Annotated in this window: 19 protein-coding genes; 12 read left to right on the plus strand and 7 right to left on the minus strand. The window is 70.0% G+C overall.

Features of this window, described 5'->3' with window-relative positions; all coding sequences use genetic code 11:
• Window positions 1-100 precede the first annotated feature (100 nt).
• Window positions 101-2926, plus strand: a complete 2826-nt coding sequence (locus tag AC3A6X_RS25925) for an autotransporter outer membrane beta-barrel domain-containing protein (protein WP_487844869.1) — start codon at window positions 101-103, stop codon at window positions 2924-2926.
• A 95-nt stretch (window positions 2927-3021) separates the two neighbouring features.
• Window positions 3022-3414 carry a hypothetical protein gene (locus AC3A6X_RS25930; protein ID WP_487844870.1) on the plus strand — a complete coding sequence of 131 codons (393 nt, stop codon included), beginning with the start codon at window positions 3022-3024 and terminating at the stop codon, window positions 3412-3414.
• Window positions 3415-3432: 18 nt separating this feature from the next.
• On the opposite strand, the gene AC3A6X_RS25935 is transcribed toward AC3A6X_RS25930, so the two are convergent.
• Together AC3A6X_RS25935 and AC3A6X_RS25940 are read right to left on the minus strand one after the other, a co-directional pair.
• Entirely contained in the window at window positions 3433-6171 is a 2739-nt protein-coding gene (locus AC3A6X_RS25935; protein ID WP_487844871.1) for a YadA family autotransporter adhesin, read from the minus strand.
• 161 nt (window positions 6172-6332) lie between these two features.
• Window positions 6333-7670, minus strand: coding sequence for an MFS transporter (locus AC3A6X_RS25940; protein ID WP_487844872.1), 1338 nt, complete (start codon window positions 7668-7670; stop codon window positions 6333-6335).
• Between the two features lie 204 nt (window positions 7671-7874).
• Here AC3A6X_RS25940 and AC3A6X_RS25945 point away from each other — a divergent pair, with 204 nt between their 5' ends.
• The gene (locus AC3A6X_RS25945; RefSeq protein WP_487844873.1) at window positions 7875-8543 is read left to right on the plus strand and encodes an alpha/beta hydrolase; all 669 of its coding nucleotides are present in this window, start codon (window positions 7875-7877) and stop codon (window positions 8541-8543) included.
• On the opposite strand, the gene AC3A6X_RS25950 is transcribed toward AC3A6X_RS25945, so the two are convergent.
• A complete protein-coding gene (locus AC3A6X_RS25950; protein ID WP_487844874.1) occupies window positions 8506-9756 on the minus strand; it encodes a DUF2252 domain-containing protein in 1251 nt (416 codons plus the stop codon). The genes AC3A6X_RS25945 and AC3A6X_RS25950 overlap by 38 nt on opposite strands.
• Before the next feature lie 185 nt (window positions 9757-9941).
• Between AC3A6X_RS25950 and gshA the strand changes: the two genes are divergently transcribed.
• The gene (gshA, locus tag AC3A6X_RS25955; protein ID WP_487844875.1) at window positions 9942-11519 is read left to right on the plus strand and encodes a glutamate--cysteine ligase; all 1578 of its coding nucleotides are present in this window, start codon (window positions 9942-9944) and stop codon (window positions 11517-11519) included.
• Here gshA and AC3A6X_RS25960 read toward each other — a convergent pair.
• A complete protein-coding gene (locus tag AC3A6X_RS25960; protein ID WP_487844876.1) occupies window positions 11514-12530 on the minus strand; it encodes an ornithine cyclodeaminase in 1017 nt (338 codons plus the stop codon). The two genes, gshA and AC3A6X_RS25960, sit on opposite strands and share 6 nt — an antisense overlap.
• A gap of 145 nt (window positions 12531-12675) precedes the next feature.
• Between AC3A6X_RS25960 and AC3A6X_RS25965 the strand changes: the two genes are divergently transcribed.
• From AC3A6X_RS25965 to AC3A6X_RS25980, 4 genes are all read left to right on the plus strand, one after another.
• On the plus strand, window positions 12676-13053 hold the full coding sequence (locus AC3A6X_RS25965; protein WP_487844907.1) for a response regulator: 378 nt from the start codon (window positions 12676-12678) through the stop codon (window positions 13051-13053).
• A 100-nt stretch (window positions 13054-13153) separates the two neighbouring features.
• Window positions 13154-13573, plus strand: coding sequence for a nuclear transport factor 2 family protein (locus AC3A6X_RS25970; protein WP_487844877.1), 420 nt, complete (start codon window positions 13154-13156; stop codon window positions 13571-13573).
• A complete protein-coding gene (locus tag AC3A6X_RS25975) occupies window positions 13563-14036 on the plus strand; it encodes a MerR family transcriptional regulator (protein WP_487844878.1) in 474 nt (157 codons plus the stop codon). The genes AC3A6X_RS25970 and AC3A6X_RS25975 overlap by 11 nt, the downstream gene beginning before the upstream one ends.
• Window positions 14037-14056: 20 nt before the next feature.
• Window positions 14057-14971, plus strand: coding sequence for an aminotransferase class IV (locus AC3A6X_RS25980; protein ID WP_487844879.1), 915 nt, complete (start codon window positions 14057-14059; stop codon window positions 14969-14971).
• A gap of 56 nt (window positions 14972-15027) precedes the next feature.
• Here AC3A6X_RS25980 and AC3A6X_RS25985 read toward each other — a convergent pair whose 3' ends face one another.
• Entirely contained in the window at window positions 15028-16209 is a 1182-nt protein-coding gene (locus tag AC3A6X_RS25985) for an acyltransferase family protein (protein ID WP_487844880.1), read from the minus strand.
• A 141-nt stretch (window positions 16210-16350) separates the two neighbouring features.
• On the opposite strand from AC3A6X_RS25985, the gene AC3A6X_RS25990 reads away from it, so the two are divergent.
• The 4 genes from AC3A6X_RS25990 (at window position 16351) to AC3A6X_RS26005 (ending at window position 19886) form a co-directional block, all read left to right on the plus strand.
• A complete protein-coding gene (locus tag AC3A6X_RS25990) occupies window positions 16351-17241 on the plus strand; it encodes a LytTR family DNA-binding domain-containing protein (protein WP_487844881.1) in 891 nt (296 codons plus the stop codon).
• Between the two features lie 61 nt (window positions 17242-17302).
• Window positions 17303-18259 carry a ribosome biogenesis GTPase YlqF gene (gene ylqF, locus AC3A6X_RS25995; RefSeq protein WP_487844882.1) on the plus strand — a complete coding sequence of 319 codons (957 nt, stop codon included), beginning with the start codon at window positions 17303-17305 and terminating at the stop codon, window positions 18257-18259.
• Between the two features lie 83 nt (window positions 18260-18342).
• Window positions 18343-19512 (plus strand): DUF4172 domain-containing protein, encoded by a 1170-nt coding sequence (locus AC3A6X_RS26000; RefSeq protein WP_487844883.1) that lies wholly within the window; start codon window positions 18343-18345, stop codon window positions 19510-19512.
• Between the two features lie 86 nt (window positions 19513-19598).
• Window positions 19599-19886, plus strand: a complete 288-nt coding sequence (locus AC3A6X_RS26005) for a putative quinol monooxygenase (protein WP_487844884.1) — start codon at window positions 19599-19601, stop codon at window positions 19884-19886.
• Between the two features lie 16 nt (window positions 19887-19902).
• Here the strand turns inward: AC3A6X_RS26005 and AC3A6X_RS26010 are convergent, their stop codons facing one another.
• Entirely contained in the window at window positions 19903-21234 is a 1332-nt protein-coding gene (locus AC3A6X_RS26010) for a restriction endonuclease subunit S (RefSeq protein ID WP_487844885.1), read from the minus strand.
• The gene (locus AC3A6X_RS26015) at window positions 21231-22898 is read right to left on the minus strand and encodes an HsdM family class I SAM-dependent methyltransferase (protein WP_487844886.1); all 1668 of its coding nucleotides are present in this window, start codon (window positions 22896-22898) and stop codon (window positions 21231-21233) included. The genes AC3A6X_RS26010 and AC3A6X_RS26015 overlap by 4 nt, the downstream gene beginning before the upstream one ends.
• Window positions 22899-23000 lie beyond the last annotated feature (102 nt).

A 23000-nucleotide genomic window follows, 5' to 3' on the forward strand; every position in this document is an offset into this window, starting at 1 on the left:
AAGCCCGAGCATCCGTCCCCGATTCTGTGAAGTACTTCCTTAGAAGATGTGAACCTAAGAACTACATTCTTAAGTATTCAATGTAATACGAAAGAATTGTATGAACCGCGTTTTCCGGGTGGTCTGGAACCCGACGCAAAGGCTCTGGACCGTAGCCTCCGAGCTGGCACGCGGGCTGGGCAAATCGAGCACCCAGGCGCCGATCGTGGCCCTGGCCCTGCTGGGCCTGGCCGGAAGCGCGGCCGCCGACTGCAGCGGCCCCAGCGGCGGCACCATCACCTGCACGCCGGGAACGCCGCAGACTTTCGTCGTCATCGGCGGCTACGACGCCACGCCCGGCGGCACGGTGGATGTGCAACCCACCGCCGTGATCAGCACCACGGACCTGCCGGCCATCAGCATGGGCGACAACGGGACGATCCGCGTCCAGCGCGATGCGACCGTGCAGAACAATGCCGCCGGCAGCGCCAACGGCCACTACGGCACCGGCGCCAACACCATCGAGTTCCGTTCGAACACCACGCTGACCATCGAGGAGGGCGCCAAGGTGCTCTCCAACGGCACGGCGCACAACGCGGAAGCCATCAACCCGCATGGCACCGGCAACCTCATCGTCAACCACGGCGAGGTGCGCTCGCAGGCCGGTGGCGCCGCCATCTGGCTGGAGGCCTCGAGCGGCTCGAACACGGTGGTCAATGGCGCGACCGGCGTCATCGAGTACAAGGCCGGCGCGGGCAACATCCTGGGCGTGTCGGGCACGATGGCCGTGGATTTCACGAACCAGGGCAGGCTGATCGGCGTGCTGAATTTCGCCAACGGCGACGACGCGCTGCACGTGCACACCGGCTCGTCCATCACCGGCGCCATCGACGGCGGCGGGGGCAACAACCTGCTGACGCTCGACGGCACGGGCACCGCCAGCTTCGCGCAGACCCTGTCGAACTTCCAGACCCTGGTGAAGCGGGACAGCGGCACCTGGACCTTCGACAACGCGCTGCCGGGCTCCGGCATCACCAGCACCCGCGTGGCCGCGGGCACGCTGATCCTCGGCGCCGATGCCAGCAGCTACACCGGCAGCATGACGGTGGATGCGGCGGGTGTGTTGCAGACTTCCGCGCAGTTCGCGCCGCTGGCGATCACGGACAACGGCCTGGTGCGCTTCGCGCAGCCGAACGACGCGAGCTACACCGGCCTGCTCTCCGGTACGGGCGGCATCGAGAAGACCGGCGCCGGCCGGCTGACCCTGACGCGCGAGCAGGCGATCACCGGCGCGACCACGGTCGCGGCCGGGACGCTGAAGGCGGGCGCCGCCAATACCTTCAGCGCCGCTTCCGCGCACAGCGTGGCCGCAGGCGCGACGCTCGATACGGCCGGCTTCGACCAGCGCGTGGCCTCGCTGAACAACGCCGGCACCGTCAATCTGCTGAGCAGCCAGGCCGGCAGCACGCTCACCGTCACCGGCGCCTACGTGGGCCAGGGCGGCGTGCTGAAGCTGGGCACGGTGCTCGGCGGCAGCAGCAGCCTGAGCGATCGGCTGGTGCTCAGCGGCCCCGGCGCCAGCGCCAGCGGCCACACCACGCTGCGCATCACCAACCTCGGCGGCCTGGGCGCCCTGACCGCCGGCAACGGCATCGAGGTGGTGAGCGCGCGCAACGGCGCCACCACCACCGCCCAGACCACGCGCGATGCCTTCACGCTGGCCAACGGCCATGTGGATGCGGGCGCATATGAATACCGGCTCTACGCCGCCGATGCGCAGGGTGTGGGCGAGAACTGGTACCTGCGCTCGACGACCACCGTGCAGCCGCCGGCCACACCGGCGACACCGACCACACCGGCCACGCCGGCCACGCCGGCCGATCCCATCGACCCGGCCCGTCCCCCGGAACCTGCCAGCCCCGCGGAGCCGCAGAACCCGCCCGACCCCTTCACCACCGTCAAGCTGCCCGTGCTGCCCATCTTGGTGCCGACTTACCGGGCCGAGGTCCCGCTGTTCGCCGCGCTGCCCGCTCAGCTGCGCCAGGCCGACCTCGCCATGCTCGGCAACCTGCACCGCCGCATCGGCGACCAGGACGCGGCGATGGCCGGCAGCGACCCGGCGCCGCGCCGCGCCTGGGCGCGCGCGGTCTACAGCGACCTGAACATCCGCCAGGACGGCATCGCCGATGCGCACAGCCGCGGCCATGTGAGCGGCCTTCAAGCCGGCACCGACCTGCTGGCCAGCGGCAACTGGCGCGCCGGCCTCTACCTCGGCTTCCTGGACGGCAGCGCCGACGTGAGCGGCAATGCGCGCGGAACCTTCGGCCGCGTCGGCTCCAACGACCTGCGCTCGCGCTACCTCGGCGCCTATGCCACCTGGATGGACGCCAGTGGCCTCTACGCCGACGCCGTGATCCAGGGCGGCAGCCACCGCTACACCGTGCGGCCCGACGGCAATCCCAGCGCCGCCGGCAAGGGCGACAGCTTCACGGCCTCGATCGAGACCGGCAAGTCCTTCGCACTGTCCGAGCGCTGGACCGTCGAGCCGCAGGCGCAGCTGATCTACCAGCGCGCGCACTCCGATGCCGTGTCCATCGCCGGCGCCGTCGTGCGCCAGGACAGCGATGCCGGCTGGATCGCCCGCCTGGGCGTGCGCATCAAGGGCGACTTCGCCACCGGCGCGGGCCGGCTCCAGCCCTATGCGCGGGTGAACCTCTACCGCGCCGGTGCCGGCGCCGACGTCGCCGAGTTCGTGGGCCCGGCAGGCTCGACCCGCTTCGCGAGCGCCAGCGGCTACAGCGCGGCGGAGGTGGCGGGCGGCTTCACGCTGGCGCTGACGCCGGCCGCCAGCCTGTACGGCGAACTGGGTCGCGTGTTCGCGATCGGCGGCGATGCGCGGGTCAAGTCCTCGGTGCAGGGCTCGGTCGGCGTGAAGCTGCGCTGGTAGACCTCGCCGGAGTCCCGGCCGTCTTGGGTTCCAATAGCGCTTTCGCGCCCGCCGCCCGGCGGGCCACCCTCGAAGCCATTGCAGACCTTGAGACCATGGGACTTCCACGCCATTGCCTTCTCGCCGCCTTGTGCCTCGCCGCCTCCGTGGCCGGCGCCCAGCAACAGCCCGCCGACCGCTTCCCCGCCGCCGCCATGAGCTTCCTCGGCACCGAGCTGCCACAGATGGAGGCGGCCGTCGCGGCGCGCGACCGCGACTACTTCGAGGAGGCGATGGGCCGCATGCTCGACTTCTCCGGCAGCTGGGGCTTCAGGTCGCAGGACAACCCGGCCCTCGGCCGCTATCCGATGTGTACCGAGGCGGTGTCCGATTTCCTGGTGGTCGGCATGTGCCGCATCATGACCACGGCCGATGCCTGCGAGCCTGGGCTGCCGGCCCGCTTCAACGCCAACCTGCAGAAGTGCCGCGAGCTGGCGGCGCGGCAGTGAGAGGCACGGGGCTGCCGTTCAGTCGTTGAAGCGGAAGGAAAATCCCGCGCGCACCACGGCGTCTCTGCCGGTCGTGCCCACCCCGACGCTGTAGCGCGTGCGGGCATCGGATGCCACGTGGACCACGCCGACCGCAATGGCGCCATAGCCGCGATAGCCGCCGATGCCGGCAAAGCCCGCCGTCTCCCCGGGCTTGAGGTCTGGCACGCCTTCCGCGAGCGCCGCCGTCATGGCAACGCCGCGGTAGGCATTGGCGGCGACCATTTGCAGCTCGCGTTGGGCGTTGGCGGCAACAGTTTGCAGGTCGCGCTGGGTGTTGGCGGCAAGCGTCTGCAAGTCCCGGCTGGCATCGGTGACCACCGCCTGCAGCTGGTTCACGTTCACTGCATCGGTGCCGGCCGAGCCCGGCGCCACGTTGCTGATCTGCCGCTCGCCGTCCGGCCTGCCGACGGAAACCGTGTTGGCACGCGCTGCCACCGACGAATCGCCCAGGGCCACGCTGTTGACAGCCAGCGCCGCGGCGTTGGCGCCGATGGCGACGCCGCCGGAAGCGCCCGGCGCGATGCGCGACTGGGCGCCGATCGCGACGGCTGCCGGCGCGGACTCGGCAACCGCTGCGTTGAAGCCGATGGCCACGCCGCCCGGTGAAGCAACCTCCGCACGGGTGCCGCCCACGAATGCGCCATCGGCAGTGGCCCGCGCCTGATAACCGATCACCGTGTCGAGCGCGCGCGCCTCGCTGCCGGCACCGATGGCGGTGCTGCCTGTTCCGAGCGCGGAAGCGGTGTGGCCGAGGGCCGCGGAGTCCGTCGCTGCTGCATGGCTGGCCACGCCCACGGCGGTGGAGCGCAAGCCGGTGGCCAAGGCGGACGCCCCGGCTGCGGTGGTGTCGTCCTGCACGGCCTGGGAGCCCGCACCCACCGCGCTCGCCTGGCTGCCCGACGCCAGCGCGTCGGCACCGTAGGCGCTCGCCCGCTCGGCGGCAGCCTGCGCACCGCGGCCGGTTGCGGTGGTCCGGCTCATGCTGGCGACGCTGCCCTGGCCCGATGCGGTGGCCCCGTCGCCCGATGCACGCGCGCCCTGTCCCACGGCCGAGGCGTTGTCGCCGTCGGCCAGGCTCGATTGGCCGATCGCAGTCGCATTCGTGCCTGCCGCACGGGCGCCCTGGCCGTTGGCGGTTGCATTCGCCTGCGCCGCCACGCTCGACTGTCCACTCGCGGTGGTGTTGGCGCCCGTGGCTTGTGCGCCCTGGCCGCTCGCGGTCGAATTGATCTGGCTGGCCAGGCTGGCCTCGCCATAGGCGCTGGCAAAGCCTGCCGTGGCTTGCGCCTCGTGGCCTGCGGCCGTGGCGCCCACCGCGGTGGCGCGGCTGCTCTGGCCGGTTGCGGTTGCGCCGGCAGCCGTGGCGTAAGCACTCTGTCCGGTGGCCGTCGCGTTGACGTCCGACGCAACGCTCGCCTGGCCGCTGGCAGTCGCGTTCTGCGCGCTCGCCCGGCTGCCCTGACCGGTCGCGGTTGCATTCGTGTCCGTGGCCTGGGCGTCCTGGCCGCCGGCCGTGGCGTTCTCCCCGGTAGCACGGCTGCCTGCGCCGGTTGCGGTGGTGCCGGTGGCGATGGCTTGGGCGTCCTGGCCAGCAGCGGTCGCGCCCTTCGCCGTCGCGCGGCTTCCTTGGCCGACGGCCGTTGCACCGGTGGCCGTGGCGCGTGCGTCCTGGCCTGCGGCGGTGGTGCCGTCCGCGGTGGCGCGGCTGGCCTGGCCTACGGTGGTCGAGCTGGCGCCGGTGGCCTGTGCATCCTGGCCCAGCGCGGTGGCATCGGCCTGGGTCGCGGTGGCGCCGGCGCCCACGGCTGTTGCGCGGGCAGCGGTTGCCTGGCTTCCCGCCCCGAGCGCGGTCGTGTCGCTTCCTGTTGCCTGCGCATCGGTGCCCAGGGCCGTGGACGTCCCCATGCTGGCGGTGCTGCCGTTGCCGACGGCGATCGCGTCCGGATTCGCCGTCTGCGCGGCCCGGCCGTTGCTGCCGCCCAGGCCGGAGACGGCGCCGCCGCCCATCGTGATGCCGGGCGCATAAGTCTGGCCATCGGCGTTGCCGAGGCGAAGCGCGCCGCCCATGGCGGAGACGCCTTGCGAGGCATCCAGTGAATTGGCAGACACGGTGCCTTTCACATCGAGCCGACCAGCCACGGCAAGGTTGTTGTTGAAGATGGAATCGCCCGACACGTGGGTGCCGCCCGCCTGGACCGTCACGGTACCCGTGAAATCCTGATCGCAGTTGGGGAGGCCGCGGGCCTCTTCATCGAGATCGGTCAACTCCTTGTTGTTGATCTGGCCCGCGATGGCGACGCCCAGGCCGGCCAGATTGGCAGCCGCGGCGGCGCCCTGTGCCACGATGCCCGGGATTTCGGCAACGACGATGGCCGCCCCGACGGCTTCCGCAGCCAGGCCCGCGATGTCGGCGACTGCCGCCGCCGATTGGGTGGCCAGCAGTCCGGAATTCAGCTCATTGATCCTTTTCTGGACCTTGATGGTCCGGTCATCCAGCTGTTGCGCGCAGCTGGCTTGGCCCAGGCCTACCTGGGTCGTGCTGGTCGTGACCTTGGGAGGCGTTGCGGGCGCCGCCTTCGGCCCTGCGAAAATTTGCGTTTGCGCATGCGCCGCGCCGATGCCGAGGCAGCCACTGAAGCCAAGCAGCACCACCAGTGATCGAAGCTGTCCGGGCCGTGCCTGGCCCTTCTCGCGCGTCCAAGCTTTGTTAACCATTGTTTGCAACAACCAAAAGCTCGGAATGGTGCCGAACCATCGAGCCGTCGCGGCGTCGTTGTCACAATTGATCAGGCTCCGCAGCCCGCGCGTCGGCGGCTTGGAGGGCCCTGCGGCGGGCCCCGGCGCAGCTGTCCGAAGGAGTAGCGAGGGCGGCGCTGCTATGCGCGCGCTGTCCTCGCAGAGGGTTCGGCCTCCGGCTGGTGGGCCGCGGCGTCGTCGATGTCGCGCCCCGTGAAGTCCTTGAGCCAGAGCAGGCCCAGCAGCGACACCAGCGTCATGCCCAGCAGGTACCAGGCCGGCGCCAGCTTGTTGCCGCTGACGCCCACCAGCCAGGTGCTGACGAAGGGCGAGAAGCCGCCGAACAGCGCCACGCCCACGCTGTAGACCAGCGACATGCCGCTGGCGCGCACGTGCTTGGGAAACATTTCGGGCAGCATGGTGATGGTGGGCACGGTCTGCACCACCAGCGCCGTGCTCAGCAGCCCGACCACGATGAACAGCACCACCGGCGAGGGCGCGGCGTTGAGCCACCAGAACCCGGGATAGATGAGCAGCGCCATCGCGATGCGGCCCCACACGATCAGCGGCTTGCGCCCGACGCGGTCGGAGGCCAGGCCCACCAGCGGTGACAGCACGAAGGACAACAGGCCCGTGAGCACGGCGCCGAACAGCGCCACCGTCGGCGGCAGGCCCAGCTCGCGCACCGCGTAGGTCGGCATGTAGAAGGTCACCACATAGGCCGCGGCGGTGCCGCCGAGCACGCTGAGGATGGCCGCCAGCACCGTCCTGCCGTGCTCGCCGCAGACCTCGGCCAAGCTGCTGCGCCGCGCGGCCGAGGCGGCGGGCGTGCCCGCGGTTTCCAGCGACTCGTGCAGGTGGCGGCGGATGTACATGCCCACCGGCGCGATCAGCATGCCGATGAAGAAGGGCACGCGCCAGCCCCAGGCTTCCATGCCCTGCGGGCCGAGTGCCGCGGTCAGGCCGCCGGCCACCGCCGCACCGAGCAGGATGCCCAGGCCCTGGCTGGCGAATTGCCAGCTGGCCATGTAGCCGCGGTTGGCCGGCGTCGCGTGCTCGACCAGCAGGGTGGTGGAGGCGCCGACCTCGCCGCCGGCGGAGAAGCCCTGGATCAGCCGCGCCAGCACGATCAGGATCGGCGCCGCGACGCCGATCTGCGCGTAGGTGGGTGCGAAGCCGATCATGGCGCAGCCCAGCGCCATCAGGAAGATGGTCAGCGTCATCGCCTTCTTGCGCCCCGCGCGGTCCGCGTAGGCGCCGATCACGATGCCGCCCAGCGGCCGCATGATGAAGCCGACCCCGAAAGTGCCCACCGTCAGCAGCAGCTGGCCGTAGCCGTCGAGCGTGGGGAAGAAGAGCTTGCCGATCACCAGCGCGAGAAACCCGTAAATGGTGAAGTCGAAGAACTCCAGGCCGTTGCCGATGGTGGTGGCGATGATGGTCTTGCGCCGGCTCATGGGCGAGAGTTGCGAGGTCATCTGTTTCCTGTTGTTGTGAGGGCGGCGTGTCGCGCCGGGATGCTGGGCACTGGCCGTGCTCATGCAAAGACGATAATTCAACGAAGTCGGTAACTATATGTTTTTGTGAAGCCCGGCGCGCTCCTGAGGGGGCCCTGCGCGCCGGGCTGCGCCGGGGCCGAATGCGGCACACTCCCGGCATCATCCAGGCAACGTCACCCACCCATGTCCCTCGCCCCCATCGAAATCGAAACCGGCCCGAACCCCACCGCCACCATCCTGCTGATGCACGGCCTGGGCGCCGACGGCAATGACTTCGTGCCCATCGCCAACGAGCTCGACCTGTCGGCCGTCGGCGCGGTGCGCTTCGTGTTCCCCAACGCGCCGGTGATCCCGGTCACCATCAACGGCGGCTACCGCATGCCGGCCTGGTACGACATCGCCGCGGCCGACCTGGTCAAGCGCGAAGACGAGGCCGGCCTGCGCCGCTCGCAGGTCTCGATCGAGGCGCTGATCGCCAACGAGAAGCAGCGCGGCATCGCCGCCGATCGCATCGTGATCGCCGGCTTTTCCCAGGGCTGCGCAATGGCGCTGCTGACCGGGCTGCGCCATGCCGAGCGGCTGGGCGGGATCGTCGGGCTCTCCGGCTACCTGCCGCTGGCCGCGACCACGGCCGCCGAGCGCCATGCCGCCAATCACGGGACGCCGATCTTCCTCGGCCACGGCACGCGCGACGGCGTGGTCCAGATCGAACGCGCCCGCGCGTCACGCGATGCCCTGGCCGCGCTGGGCTACGCCGTCGAATGGCACGAGTACCCGATGGAGCACTCGGTGTGCATGGAAGAAATCGCCGACCTCAACCGCTTTTTGCTTCGGGTTCTGGCCACAGCCTGAAGACGCCGTCGTCGTAGGCCTCGCGGTAGGTCGCCCAATCGGTCTCGACCTGCGCCGCGCAGGCGCGCGAGGCATCGAGCAGGGGCTGGCGCCAGCGCCGGTCGTGGGCATGGGCGATGAGCTCGTCGGCAATGGCCGAGCCCTGGCGGCCCGCGCTGCGCAGCTGACCCCAGGCCACCATGCGGCCCATGGTGCGCAGCACCTGCTCCATCGACTTCAGCGACTGCGCCGAGCGGTCCAGCGTCACCCGGTCCTCGGAGGGCTGCAGGTGGCGCAGCACCAGGCTGTGCCCGTTCATGTGCAGCGGCTGCAGCAGGCCGGCCGACACCGCCTGCACGCGCTGCTGCAGCGCGATCGCGCGCTCGGCCTCGCTGGGCCAGGCCGGCTGGGCCGTCGCCACGTGCGGCAGCAGCGAGGAGGCGCTCGTGCGCTTCAGGTCGAGCAGCGCATGGCTGCCGCCCGAGCCCTTGCCCTCGACCAGGATCACGTAGCGCTCCATGCCCAGGCTGCCGGTGCCGGCGACGCGGCGCGCCACGTCCAGCACCCGGTAGTAGCGAGGGTCCGGCTGGGTCTTGGCAAAGGCGCGCAGCAGCTGCTTCACCTGCTCGCGCTGCTCGTCGCCGACGGGCATGGGCGTCTTGTTCTTGCCCTTGTCGTCGGTGACCAGGCGGCGGACCTGCTTGCCGTCGATGCGCTTGAGCCGCGTGCGCTCGGCGAGAAAGCGCGCGGGCTTGCGCTCGCGCAGCCCCTTCAGCAGCGTGCCGACCAGGCCCTTGGCCGTGTCGCGCTCGACCCAGCGCACCTCGCCCAGCGCCAGGGCGTCGGCGTAGGCGTCGACGAAGCTCCGGCAAAGATGCTGCGCCTCGGGCTTGCGCAGCGAGATGCTGGCCGCGCCGACGCGCACGCTGGCGAGCAATCGCACCAGGTCCCACGCGGTGGGCGCGAGCGCGGCCTCGTCGAAGTCGTTGATGTCGAAGTAGACCAGCCCGTTGTCGCCCTTGAAGCTGCCGAAGTTCTCGAAATGCAGGTCGCCGCAGACCCAGCCGAGCGGCGAGGCGGGCAGGGCGTTCGGAGCCAGGCCCTCGTAGAAGCGGTGGCAGCTGCCGCGCAGGAAGACGAAGGCGTCCTTGCGCATGGCCTTGTACTTCTTCTGGAGGCGATCGGGGTCGCGCCCCGCATTGAACGACAGGACGCTCTGCACCACATCGACCATGGCTCTCTCCTCCTGGCCGGCGGCATGCCGGCGCCGGCGCATGCTAGCAGGGGGCGCGCAGCAGGAAGCAGTGGGTGTTCCCGGCTATAGCAGAAAGGTCGTTCCGGCGTTTAATACCGGGTGTCAGCAGGCTGTCTGCGGCCGTGCTACCTTCCGCCCCACAAAGATTCACGGGTCATAACGACATGAGCAAATTGCAGGAGCGCCTGGGAGCGCTCACACCCGCGCGCCTGAAGGGAGTCCGCCGAGGGATCGAGAAGGAGAGCCTGCGCGCCCAGCCCGACGGCAAGCTCGCGCTGACGCCGCATCCGGCCGCCCTCGGGTCGGCCCTGACCCATCCCCACATCACCACCGACTTCAGCGAATCTCAGCTGGAGCTCATCACCGGCGTGCATGCCGACGTCGAGGCCTGCCTGGCCGAGCTCACGCAGGTCCACCAGTTCACCTACCGCGTGCTGGCCGAGGCCGGCGACGAGCGGCTGTGGGTGTCGAGCATGCCCTGCGGCCTGCCGCCGGACGAGACCATCCCGATCGGCCGCTACGGCTCCTCGAACGTGGGCCGCGCCAAGAGCGTCTACCGCATGGGCCTGAGCCACCGCTACGGGCGGCGCATGCAGACCATCTCGGGCATCCACTACAACTGGTCGCTGCCGGAGGTGTCGAGCGAGCAGTACTTCGCGCTGATCCGCAACTTCCGCCGCCATGCCTTCCTGCTGCTCTACCTGTTCGGCGCGTCGCCGGCGGTGTGCTCGACCTTCGTGGCCGGCCGTGCGCACGAGCTGAAGCCGCTGGGCGAGGGCAGCATGCACATGCCCCACGGCACCTCGCTGCGCATGGGACGGCTGGGCTACCAGAGCGAGGCCCAGGCCTCTTTGGCGGTGAGCTACAACAGCCTCGACGGCTACGCCGCATCGCTGCAGGACGCGCTGACGCGGCCCTGGTCGGCCTACGAGACGATCGGCATCCAGAACCTGGGCGGCGAGTACAACCAGCTCGCCACCAGCCTCCTGCAGATCGAGAACGAGTTCTACGGCACGATCCGGCCCAAGCGCGTGATCTTCCCCGGCGAGCGGCCGCTGCACGCGCTGCGCGAGCGCGGCGTGGAGTACGTGGAGGTGCGGCTGATGGACCTCGACCCCTTCGAGCCCATCGGCATCAACGCCTCCACCATGCGCTTCCTGGACGTGTTCCTGCTGCACTGCCTGCTGGCCGACAGCCCGCCCGATACCCGCGACGAGATCGCCGAGCTGGCCCACAACCAGCACCTCACGGCCGCGCGCGGGCGCGAGCCGGGGCTGAAGCTGCTGCGCAGCGGCCGCGAGCAGGGGCTGACCGAATGGGGCGCCGAGCTGCTGGAGGCCTTCGGGCCGATCGCCGACGCGCTCGATGCGGCCCACGGCGGCAGCCGCCACGCCGAGGCGGTGCGCGCCGCCCGCAAGGCGCTGGCCGAGCCGGCAGGGCTGCCCTCGGCGCGGGTGCTCGAGGCGATGGCGCAGTCGCACGACGATTCCTTCGTCGGCTTCGTGCGTGCGCGCTCCGAGGAGACGCGTGCCGCGCTGCTGGCCTTGCCCTTCAGCGCCGAGCAGCAGGCGCGGTTCGAGCGCGCGTCGCGGGACTCCGTCGAGGCGCAGAAGCAGATCGAGGCTGCCGACACCATGCCCTTCGAGCTCTACCGCGAGCAATACGTCTCGCCGGCGCGCCTGGGCTTCCGCAAGCACTGGATCGACGCGCCGCACATGGCCAGCCAGCCGGCGGCGCTATAAGAGGCGCAGCAGGTCCTTGGGGTCGCCGTCCGGCGGCGCCAGCGCGACGTCCTGCCCCAGGCCGTGCTCCAGCGCGAGGCGGTGGACCAGGCGCAGCGCCGAGTAGTCCTCCAGCGCGAAGCCCACCGAGTCGAACACCGTGACCTCGGCTTCGTCCTGCCGGCCGGGCTCCGCGCCCGCGAGCACGCGCCACAGCTCGACCACCGGGAAGTCGGCCGGCAGCTGCTGGATCTCGCCCTCGATGCGCGTCTGCGGCGCGTACTCGACGAACACGCGCGAGGCCTTCAACACGTCCACGTGCAGCTCGGTCTTGCCGGGACAGTCGCCGCCGACCGCGTTGATGTGCATGCCCGGCTCGATCATGTCGGGCGTGAGGATGGTCGCGCGCGCCTTGCGGGCGGTCAGCGTGCTCACGATGTCGGCGCCGCGCACGGCTTCGGCGATGCCGGCCGCGCGCTGCACGCGCAGCGCCGGATAGGCCGCGAGGTTGCGCTCCAGCTTGTCGGTGGCGGCCGGATCGAGGTCGTAGACCCGCAGATCGTCGACGCCGAGCAACGCGTGGAAGGCCAAGGCCTGGAACTCGGCCTGGGCGCCGTTGCCGATCAGCGCCATGCTGCGCACGCCGGGGCGGGCCACCGCCTGCGCCGCCAGCGCCGACATGGCGGCGGTGCGCAGCGCGGTGGTGAGCGTGAGCTCGGCCAGCAGCAGCGGGAAGCCGGTCTCCACCTCGGCCAGCACGCCGAAGGCCATCACCGTGGGCAGGCCGCGGGCCGTGTTGGCGGGGTGGCCGTTGACGTACTTGAAGGCATAGTGCGTGGCGTCCGACACCGGCATCAGCTCGATCACGCCCAGCGGCGAATGGCTGGCCAGGCGGGCCGACTTGTCGAAGTCGGGCCAGCGCAGAAAATCTTCGCGAAGGGTCTGGGCCAGCGTCTCGAGGAAGCGGGGTACTCCCATCGTTCGGACCAGGGCCGATAACGCCTGGATATCGACGAAACGTGTTGTTGCCATGCCTGAGCAAAACCTTCGTATTAGTCAGGTAGGCCTTTACCTACCCGCGTTGAACCCGATGACCCACCGGCGGCAGCCGGATGCGGTTGATGATGACATCAAGCCAGAAAAAAGCAGACGACAAACCTTTCGCTTCTCCGCCGCCATGACTTTCAAGACCTACTTGGTTGAAGACAATCCCGTGATCCGGGAGAACCTGGTGGGCTTCCTGGAAGACGTCGCGGACGCCACCGTGGTGGCGCATGCGGCCGGCGAGCGCGAGGCCGTGGACTGGCTGGCCCATCACCGCGATGGCTGGGACATGGCCATCGTCGATCTGTTCCTCGAGGAGGGGAATGGACTCGGCGTGCTGGATGCCGTGCGCCGGCGGGCCGCGCACCAGAAGGTGGTGGTGCTGAGCAACTACGCCACGCCAGACATGCGGGCGCGCTCCAAGGCGCTGGGCGCGGATGCCTTCTTCGACAAGTCGGCCGAGATCGAGCTGCTGCTCGACTATTGCGAGCGGCTGAGCCGCAGCAACTGAGCCGCGGGGCGTTGAGTTCGCGGCGCGCTTGACCTAGAGTGCGCTCCAGCATTTCCAATGAATGAACCGGGTCGTCCGGTCCATCCAAAGGAACCATGCCATGAACGCCGTCGCCAACACCAACAAGCAGATCGTCCAGCACATCCACGCCGAGCTCGCCCAGGGCAACGGCAGGCCTTTCATCGAGAGCCTGGCGCAGGATTTCCGCTGGACCATGAAGGGGCGCACCGCCTGGTCGGGCACCTACGCGGGCCGGCAGGTGGTGCAGGACCAACTGCTCGCGCCCCTGTACGCCCAGTTCGAGGGCCGCTACCGCAACACCGCCGAGTCTTTCATCGCCGAGGGCGACCAGGTCGTCGTGCAGTGCCGGGGAGAGGTGAGCACGAAGTCCGGGCAGCGCTATGACAACGAGTACTGCTTTATCTACCGCCTGGCCGGCGGCAAGGTCGTGGCACTGACGGAGTACCTCGACACCGCCCTGGTCGACGCCGTGCTGGAGGCACCCGCCCGTGCCGGCTAGCCCCAGCCTGCGCATCGGCGAGCTGGCCGAGCGCACCGGCCGCAGCGTGCACGCCATCCGCTGGTACGAAGCCCAGGGCCTCGTGCCCGGCGTGGCGCGCGACGAGGGCGGCCGGCGCGTGTACGGCGAGCTGCACGTCGGCTGGCTGGACCTGATGGAGCGCCTGCGCGCCACGGGCATGTCGATCGCCGAGATGCGCGAGTACACCGTGCTGGTGATGCAGGGCAGCCGCAGTCTGCGCCAGCGCCGCGACCTGCTCGCCGCCCACCGTGAGCGCGTGAACGCGACCATCGCCGAGTGGAAGCGCGCGCTGACGCTGGTCGAGAAGAAGATCGACTTCTACGATGCCTGGATGCACACCGGGCAGCGGCCGCCGCTCATCCCCGCGCAGACGCCGCGCGCGGTGCGCAAGCCGGCGCTGCCCGCGCCTTCGTCCGCCCGCAAGGCGGCGAAGCGCGCATGAAACCGAAGGAGCTCCAAGACGTGCCTGCCGATCCCCATCCACTGGCCGACGGCGTCGCCTACGTGCGCGGCGCCTATGTCCCGATCGCCGAGGCCGCGATCCCGATCACCGACTGGGGCTTCCTGCGCTCCGACGCCACCTACGACGTGGTCACGGTGTGGGAGGGCGCCTTCTTCCGGCTCGATGCGCACCTGGAGCGCTTCATGCGTAGCTGCGAGCGCTTCCGTCTCGACCCCGGCCTTGCGCCGGCGCAGATCGCCGAGGTGCTGGCCGAATGCGTACGGCGCAGCGGCCTGCGCCATTCTTATGTGGAGATGATCGTCACGCGCGGCCAGCCGCCCTGGGGCTCACGCGACCCGCGCCAGGCCGTGAACCGCTTCTACGCCTTCGCGGTGCCCTTTGTCTGGATCGCCAACGAGGCGCAGCGCGAGCGCGGCCTGCACCTGAAGGTGAGCGCGGTGCAGCGCATTCCCTCGAGCTCGGTCGACCCGAAGGCCAAGAACTACCACTGGAACGACCTCACGATGGGCCTGCTCGGCGCCCTCGACGCCGGCGCCGACACGGTGGTGCTGAGCGATGCCGCGGGCCACGTGGTCGAAGGGCCCGGCTTCAACATCTTCTGTGTCAAGGACGGCGGGCTCGTGACGCCGGAGGAGGGCGTGCTCGAGGGCATCTCTCGCCGCACCGTGATCGAGATCGCCCGCTCGCTAGGCCTGCGGGTCGAACTGCGCGCGCTGCCGGCCGAGGAACTGCGCGGCGCCGACGAAGCCTTCCTCACCAGTTCGGGCGGCGGCGTGCTGCCGGTGACGCGGGTGGACGACCAGGTGCTCGGCACCGGCCGGCCCGGGCCGGTCACGCAGCGGCTACTCGCCACCTACTGGGACTGGCACCGCGACCCCGCGTACAGCCAGCCCATCGACTACGGCAGCCGCTGAGCCGTCGCGGGCCGGGGCGGCGCGCAGCGGGGGATTCTAGGGGGCGTATTACATGTTCAGCGCGCTACGAAGTCTCGAAATCGGCGCGGATCTTCAGCTGCCGGTACGCGCCGCGACTTGAGCCCGAACAGGGGGCGCAGCCAGCCGATGCGGCGGATCAGCCCGTCCGTGAGGACCCAGCAGCCTCCCAGGGTGAAGGCGACCAGCAGCACGGGCTCCAGCACAGGCCCCAGCCGCCAGGGAGCGAGCAGTACGGCGCCGGCCACGATCAGGGTCTGGTGCAGCATGTACCAGGGATAGACCGACTCGTTGGCCCAGTGCAGCCAGGGCCAGGGGCGGTCCAGGTAGCGGCGGGCGAAGCCCAGGATGGCGGCGATCGCCGTCCACAGGTAGAAGGCGCGCAGACCGCGCAGCAGCCAGGCCTCGGCGCCCGCTGCCCGCAGCGCCAGGTAGGCGGCCACCAAGCCGACCGCCAGCGCCAGCGCCCAGCCGCGCAGGCGCTCCAGCTCGCGCCACAGGCCGGCATCGATGCCCATCCAGTAGCCGTAGAGGAAGACCGTGAAATAGAGCGGGTGCAGGTAGCCGTCGTGGAGCAAATCGTGGGTGGCCGGGAATCGCGGCGCCAGCGTCAGCGCGTACAGCAGCAGCGGCAGGGCCGGCAGCACCAGCAGCCGCCAGCGCCGCAGGCCGGTGAAGGCGGCGCGCAGCCGCTGCCCGGCGGCCGAGCCCAGCAAGGGCTGCAGCAGCGCCACCAGCGCGGTGTAGACGAAGAGGTAGGGCAGGTACCACAGGTGGTTCCAGGTCATGCCGAAGTCGGAGCCCGCGAAGGCGCCCTTCGGCCAGGGGCCCATCGCCAGGTAGCGCAGCATGAAGCCGCCGAAGCCCGGCGCCACCAGGCCGCGGGCCAGCGCCTCGGCATAGGCCTGGTAGGGCACCACCACCGTCATGCCGAAGACCAGCGGCAGCATCAGGCGCAGCGCGCGCTGCCGGATCAGCGCCAGCGGGTCCCGGCCGCGGAAGATGAAGCCCAGCGCCACGCCCGAGACCAGGAACACCAGGTCCATGCGCCAGATGTTCACCACCTGCATGGGCGCCTGCAGCCAGGCCGCCGCTTGCGGGCTCTTGAGATGCCAGGGCCAGGCGGCCACGTAGTACATGCCCACGTGGTAGAGGATCAGCAGGCCGAAGGCCAGCGCGCGCAGCGCATCGATGTCGTGGCGTCGGGATTCGGGGGGCATGGCGGCTCCAGGTGTTCGAAGGCAGCCATGCTGGGCGCGGCCCCTGCCTCGAGGGGCCCCGAAGTGACGATCCGCCGGGCTCTTGGGACGAACGGCGGCCCGCAGGGACGAAGCCGGGCCCGGATTCAGGAGAATGCCGCCATGCCCGAGACCCCCGGCCCAACCCCGAAGAACCTGTTCGAGCGCTACCAGCCCTACCGCCGGCACGCCGAAGTCGCCTTCTGGGTGCTGTTGATGGCGTTGCAGGCCGCCTTCAACTGCGTGGTCGCGGTGATCGACGCCGATCGCGCCGGGCGGGCGCTGCCGACCTGGCAGCCGGTGACCTGGGAGCTGTCCAGCCATCTGGTGCTGCTGGCGCTGGTGCCGGCCGTGGTCGCCTTCGAGCGGCGCTTTCCGCTCGGCTTCGCCGGCTTCGCCCGCAACCTGCCCTGGCACTTGGCGGGCAGCGTGGTCTTCAGCCTGCTGCACGTGGCAGGCATGGTGGCGTTGCGCAAGGCCGCCTATGCCTGGGCCGGCGGCCGCTACGACTTCGGCGGCGCCGAGCAGTGGGTGTACGAATACCTCAAGGACGTGCGCGTCTACGCGCTGTTCCTGATCTCGATCCTGAGCTACCGCCTCTTCATGCTGCGGCTGCAGGGCGAGGCGCGCGTGCTCGATCCGCCGGAGGAGCCCGCGGGCACGGCGCCGCCCGCGCCGGAGCAGCCGCCGCCGGCGCGGCCCGAGCGCTTCCTGGTGCGCAAGCTGCGGCGCGAATTCCTGATTGCCGCCAGCGACATCGACTGGCTGCAGGCCCAGGGCAACTACGTCGGCCTGCGGGTGAAGGGCCACGATTACCTGCTGCGCGCCACCCTGACCGACTTCCTCGCGCAGCTCGACCCGGCGCGCTATGCCCGCGTGCATCGCAGCTATGCGGCCAACCTGGACCGCGTGGCCGAGATCGAGCCGCTGGACGGCGGCGATGCGCGCCTGCTGATGCAGGACGGCACCCGCATCCCCTGCAGCCGGCGCTACCGCGACGCGCTGCGCGCCTGAGAGGAGGCGAGCGGCGACAATCGCCGGCTCCCCCGATCCCCGAGCAAGAAAGAAGTCCCCGATGGCCATCCAGTGGTTCCCCGGCCACATGCACCTGACCCGGAAGGCCATCGCCGAGCGCATCGCCGAGATCGACGTGGTCATCGAGCTGCTCGATGCGCGCCTGCCCGGCTCCAGCGCCAACCCGATGCTGGCCGAGCTGACCGGCCACAAGCCGGGGCTCAAGGTGCTCAACAAGCAGGACTTGGCCGACCCCGAGCGCACCGCGCTCTGGCTGGCCCACTACAACGCGCAGCCGGCCACCCGCGCCATCGGCCTCGATGCCAGCCAGACAGCGCCGGCACGCCAGCTGATCGAGGCCTGCCGCCAGCTGGCGCCACAGCGCGGCGGCAGCATGGCCAAGCCGATGCGGGTGCTGATCTGCGGCATCCCCAACGTGGGCAAGTCCACGCTGATCAACACTTTGGTCGGCACCCGCAAGGCGAAGACCGGCGACGAGGCCGGCGTCACCAAGCTGGAGCAGCGCATCGTGCTGGCCGACGGCTTCTACCTCTGGGACACGCCCGGCATGCTATGGCCGCGCATCATCGTGGCGCAGAGCGGCTACAACCTGGCGGCCAGCGGGGCCATCGGCCGCAACGCCTTCGACGAGGAACTGGTGGCGCTGGAGCTGCTGGGGTATCTCAAGCGGCACTACGCGGGGCTGCTCGAGGCCCGCTTCAAGCTCGATGCGGTCGCCGGCCTCGGCGATGAGGAACTGCTCGAGGCCATCGGCCGCCAGCGCGGCGCCCTGCTGGGCAAGGGCCGCGTGAACCTGCAAAAGGCCGCCGAGATCGTGATGAACGAGTTCCGCAGCGCCAGCCTGGGGCGCATCACGCTGGAGACGCCGCAGGAGTTCGGGCAATGGCTGGCGGCGGGGCAGTTGCTGGATGCGGAGCGGCAGGCGAAGAAGGAGGCGCGGGCGCGAGGGAAGAAGCGCGCACCGGGTCGCGAGGAGGCGCCGCCCGACGCGACCTAGCGAGGCGGAAGTGAACCGGGCCTCCGCGAATTTGCTTCCGTGAAGCGAAAGGCGATGAATTGCGCTTCAAACGTGAAGCGCAAATGGCTAAGATGCGCTTCATGTGGATCTGGCAAAGCGCCGATTGGCCCCATTTCACGTTCGACGCACAGGCGCTGCAGCCCGCTCTGGCAGCTGCACGCGTGGCCCAGGGCCGCATGCTCGGCATGGCGAGCGGGCTGCAGCTGGTCGACCTCGGCGAGTTGCAACTCACGGAATGGGCGCTGGAAGCCGTGGCCACAGCGCAGATCGAGGGCGAGTTGCTCCAGATCAATTCGGTGCGCGCATCGGCCGCGCGCCGCCTCGGCCTTAGTCAGAGCAGCCGCGCGCGCCTGACGCAGCGTGAGCCCCGCGCCGAGGCCACACTGGACGTGATCGAGGCTGCGGTGGCGCAATGGCCGCAGCCGCTCGCGCAATCCAGTCTCTTCGACTGGCACGCTGCGCTGTTCCCGAATGGCCGCAGCGGCATCACCCGCATCGTGACCGGCGCGTACCGGACGCACCCCGAACCCATGCAGATCGTGACGCCCAGGCTGGGCAAGCCCGACACCGTGCATTACAAGGCACCGCCTTCCCGGGACGTCCCGTCGCAAATGCAGGCGTTGATCGACTGGTTCAACGACGACAAGGTGCGCAGCGGCATCGACGGCATCGTGCGCGCAGCCGTGGCGCACCTGTGGTTCGAAACCATTCACCCCTTCGAGGACGGCAACGGCCGCATCGGCAGGGCGCTGAGCGATCTGGCGCTGGCTCAGGACATGCGCAGCGGCCAACGCCTGTTCAGCCTCTCGCAGCAGATCTGGCTGGATCGCCAGGGCTACTACGCGCAGCTGCAAAGTGCGAGCCGCGGTCCGGGCATGGATGTGACGCCCTGGGTCCGATGGTTCGCGGCGCGTGTCGAGCAGGCCTGTCTCGCCACCCTGGACCAGATGCAGACGGCGGCGGGCAAGAGCGCCTTCTGGCTCGACCTCCAGGCCGCTCATCCCGAGCTGACACCCAGCCAGCGCAAGGTGCTGAACAAGCTCTTCGATGCCCAGCCTCAGGGATTTGCGGGCGGCATGAGCACCGAGAAATACACGGCGATCACCGGCGTGTCGCGTGCGACCGCCTATCGGGAGCTCACGCAGCTTGCAGAGGCCGGCCTGCTGGAGCGAAGCGGACAGGGGCGTGGCACGCGTTATGCGCTGGTGCCTCTCAACTCGAGCCGCATCTGAGGCGATCGCACCGGGAAACTCCGGGCCACGTGGCCGCGGCGCCGGGTCAAGATGTGCCTCAAGAACAATTCCGGGTGGAGCCTCCCATGCACTACGTCCTCGCACGCATCACCGTCAAACCCGAGGTCGCCGAGCTCGCGAAAGGCATCCTCGTCGAACTGGCGTCCAGGTCGCGGCAAGATGCCGGCTGCATGGGCTACGAGCTGTTCCAGCAGACCGGGGCCCCGCACATCTTCCAGACCGTGGAGCAGTGGAAGGACAAGGCCGATGCCGAGGCGCACATGCAGAGCCTGCATGTCGGCGCGGCGATCGCCGCGGCAAGCCCGCTCCTGGCGGGCGTGCCGGAAATCGTGGCGTACAGCCGGCTTCTCTAGATCGAGAGGGCGGCGGCTACGATTCGTAGGCGCGCGCCAGCAGCGCCTCGAAGATGGCTTTCGCACGGCTCAGCGCGGCGTCCTGCTGCTGCGCGACCACATGCAGCCCAGCCACCCGCTGCGCAAAAGTCTCCTGAAGGTCCGCCGGCGGCACCATCACCCGCAGCGTGCGCAGCCGCTCCTTGGAAATGTTGGGCATCGAGGCAGCGGTCCCACTGGCCAGCAACTGCAATCCCCTTCGCATGGCCGGCGCCCGCAGCATCGCCCACAGGTAGAGCGGATGCACCCCCGCGTCGGGACGCAGGCGCAGCCGGAAGATCAGGTCGGGCAGCAGGATCCGGCCGCGGGTCTCCCACACGTAGGCCGGTGTGCCGACCAGTTCCATCGTGTTCTTGCGGCTGATCAGCAGGTCGCCGGCCCGCACCTCGTTGCGCGCGTCCGGCCGTTCGGTCTCGGGCAGGGTCTTGTGGTCGGATTCGTCGTAGAGCGCGTTCTTCAGCGCGCTCAAGCGCAGCACGCCCCATTCGTTCTCGGTCTTCGGCCGGTCGTGGCAGCGCGGGCTCTTGCCGCTGTCGATGCCGTCGAGCAGCTCGCCCAGCTTCACCACCGGCCAACCCATCGGATTGCTCGCCGGGTCGCCGAACAAGTCGGCCAGCAGGCCCGGGGCCACCAGCTCGGTGAGCGCGCGCGCCCGGCGCTGAAGGCGCACCATGCCGTCGGAACAGCCGAGCATCTCGACCACGCGGCGCTGATGGGCCAGCTCGGGCACCGGAATGGCAGCGCCGGCCATGTGCGCGGCCGGCACGCGCTGCTGGCCGGCGGTGCCGGTGAAGCTGCGCCGCGCCGCGTTGCGGAAGCGCTTCTGGCGCAGAAAGTAGTAGATCCACTCGGGCAGCACGGCCTCGCGGGCGCGCAGCACGTGGAACTCGGTGGAGCCGAAGCCGCGGCCGCCGGCCAGGTCGCGCGCGAGGGCCACCTTGCCGTTCTCCATGCAGGGCGAGATCTTCGCGAACAGCACGTCGCCCTCGGCGAAAGGGGTGTAGCCCCTTCTCACCTCGGCGAAGGGCCGCGTCAGGCGCTGGGCGATGTCGGCGTTGATCTCGCTCACCGCGGCCATCGGGACGAAGGCGACCTCGCTGTCCTCCTGCAGGCCGTGGTCCTTCGGCAGCCTGGGATTGATCTCGCAGACTTCGCCCAGCGTGGCCTTGCGGGCTGGAGGGTTCGCCGGAAAAGGCTCCAAATTGCGCGCTGAAGTGCGAGCGTCTTCGGGCGGCCGTGCGGTGCTCAGGGGAGCACCTTCGCCTTCGGCGGCGGCGAGCGCGTCTTCGGGGGGCAAGGCATCACTCATGGGTCCAGCTCCGCAAGCAGTGCGCGCAGCGTCTCGATTTCCTTCTCGATTTCCGACTCGATCGCAGCCAGCTCGTCCAGGAGTTCGCGCGGGTCCTGGTGCTGGATCTGCGAGGCACTCATCGGCCGGTAGCGGCTGGCCGAGAGGCTGAGGTCGTTCGCACGCAGCGCCGCGGCGTCGGCGAACCACCATTTCTCGTGCCACTCGGCCTCCGGGTCGCGCGCCTGCCAGCGGGCCCAGGCCGCCTCGCGGCCGATGAAGGCCTGCGCCAGCGCGGGCAGGTCGTCGGATTCGGTGGGCGTGTCGTGGTTGGCGTCCAGCCGGTAGCCGTCGTCCTCGACGTGCAGGAACTGCACGCGCTGGGTGCGGCCGCCGCGGCGGAAGAAGAGCACCGAGGTCTTCACGCCCGAATAGGGCTGGAAGACACCCCCGGGCAGGCTCATCACGGCCTCGACGCAATGCTGGTTGATCAGCTGGCTGCGCAGCTCGCGGTGCGCCAGCGTGGCGCCGAAGAGCACGCCCTCGGGCACCACCACCGCGGCCCGGCCGTCGGGACGCAGGCTGTCGAGCATGTACTTGAGGAACAGCAGCTCGGTGGCGCTGGTGCTGCCGAGCTTCACCTCGTCGACGATGCGATCCTTGTCGATGCGGCCGGAGAAGGGCGGATTCGCGAGCACGACGTGGAAGCCTTCGCCGGGCAGGCCCAGGCGCGTCTTGACCTTCTCGTCGAGGAGGGTCGTGAGCACGTTGCGCTGCAGGATGCGCACATGGCCCAGGCCGCGCAGCGTGAGGTTCATGGTGGCCAGCCGCACCATCTTCGGGTCGACGTCGTTGCCGAAGAAGCTGCCGCGCTGCAGGGTGGCGAGCTGCGCTTGCGTCAGCCGGTCGCCCAGGCCGCGGCGGTGCGTCTTGCCTTCGAGCTCGGCTTCCACAATGCTTTCCGGCGAGGAGTGCGCGAGCCGCATGTGGTTGTAGGCCGCCACCAGGAAGCCCGCGGTGCCGGCGGCCGGGTCGTAGACGGTCTCGCCCACCTTCGGATCGATCATCTCGACGATGGCGCGGATCACGTGGCGCGGCGTGCGGAACTGGCCCAGCTCGCCGGCCTGCTTCATCTGGCGCAGCACGTGTTCGAACAGGTCGCCCTTGGTGTCGGCATCGGCCTGGTCCAGGCGCAGGTCGCCGACCAGGCGGATGACCTGCGTCAGCACCGTCGGCTCGTCGATGCCCAGGCGCGCGCCGCGCATGAAGTCGTGGGCCGAGGCCTCGCCGATTTCGGCGAAAAAGGGGAAGACCTCGTCGCGCACGAAGCGCACCAGCACCTCGCCCGACAGCGCCTCGGCCCACCAGGACCAGCGGAAGCGGTCGCGCGGGATGCAAGGCTGGCCGGTGTGCAGCACGGTCATCGGCAGCACCCCTTCGCGCACGGCCGGCGCTTGGGCGTTGGCGGGATTGCGCAGCTCCCATTCGCCGTCGAACAGGCTGCGAAACGGGACGTCGAGTGCCCGCGCGCGCGCCCCGGCTTCGGCGTCGATGCCCTGGACCAGGTAGAAGAAGAACAGGAAGCAGAGCTGTTCGGTGTTGCCGACGGGATCCGGGTAGCCGCCACCAAAGAGATAGTCGCGAATCTGGTCGATCGACCGTCGCATGTCGGCAGTCAGGGGCATGAGGGGAGGGGGCTCGAAATAATTTTGGTTGTGGGTCGCGAGTCTACGAGGCAAACGGGAGGTCCCCGTTGCCGCAGCTGTAGCAAACTAAAGGCCTCGCAC

It is taken from the genome of Variovorax sp. Soil_C_12 (assembly GCF_057657375.1).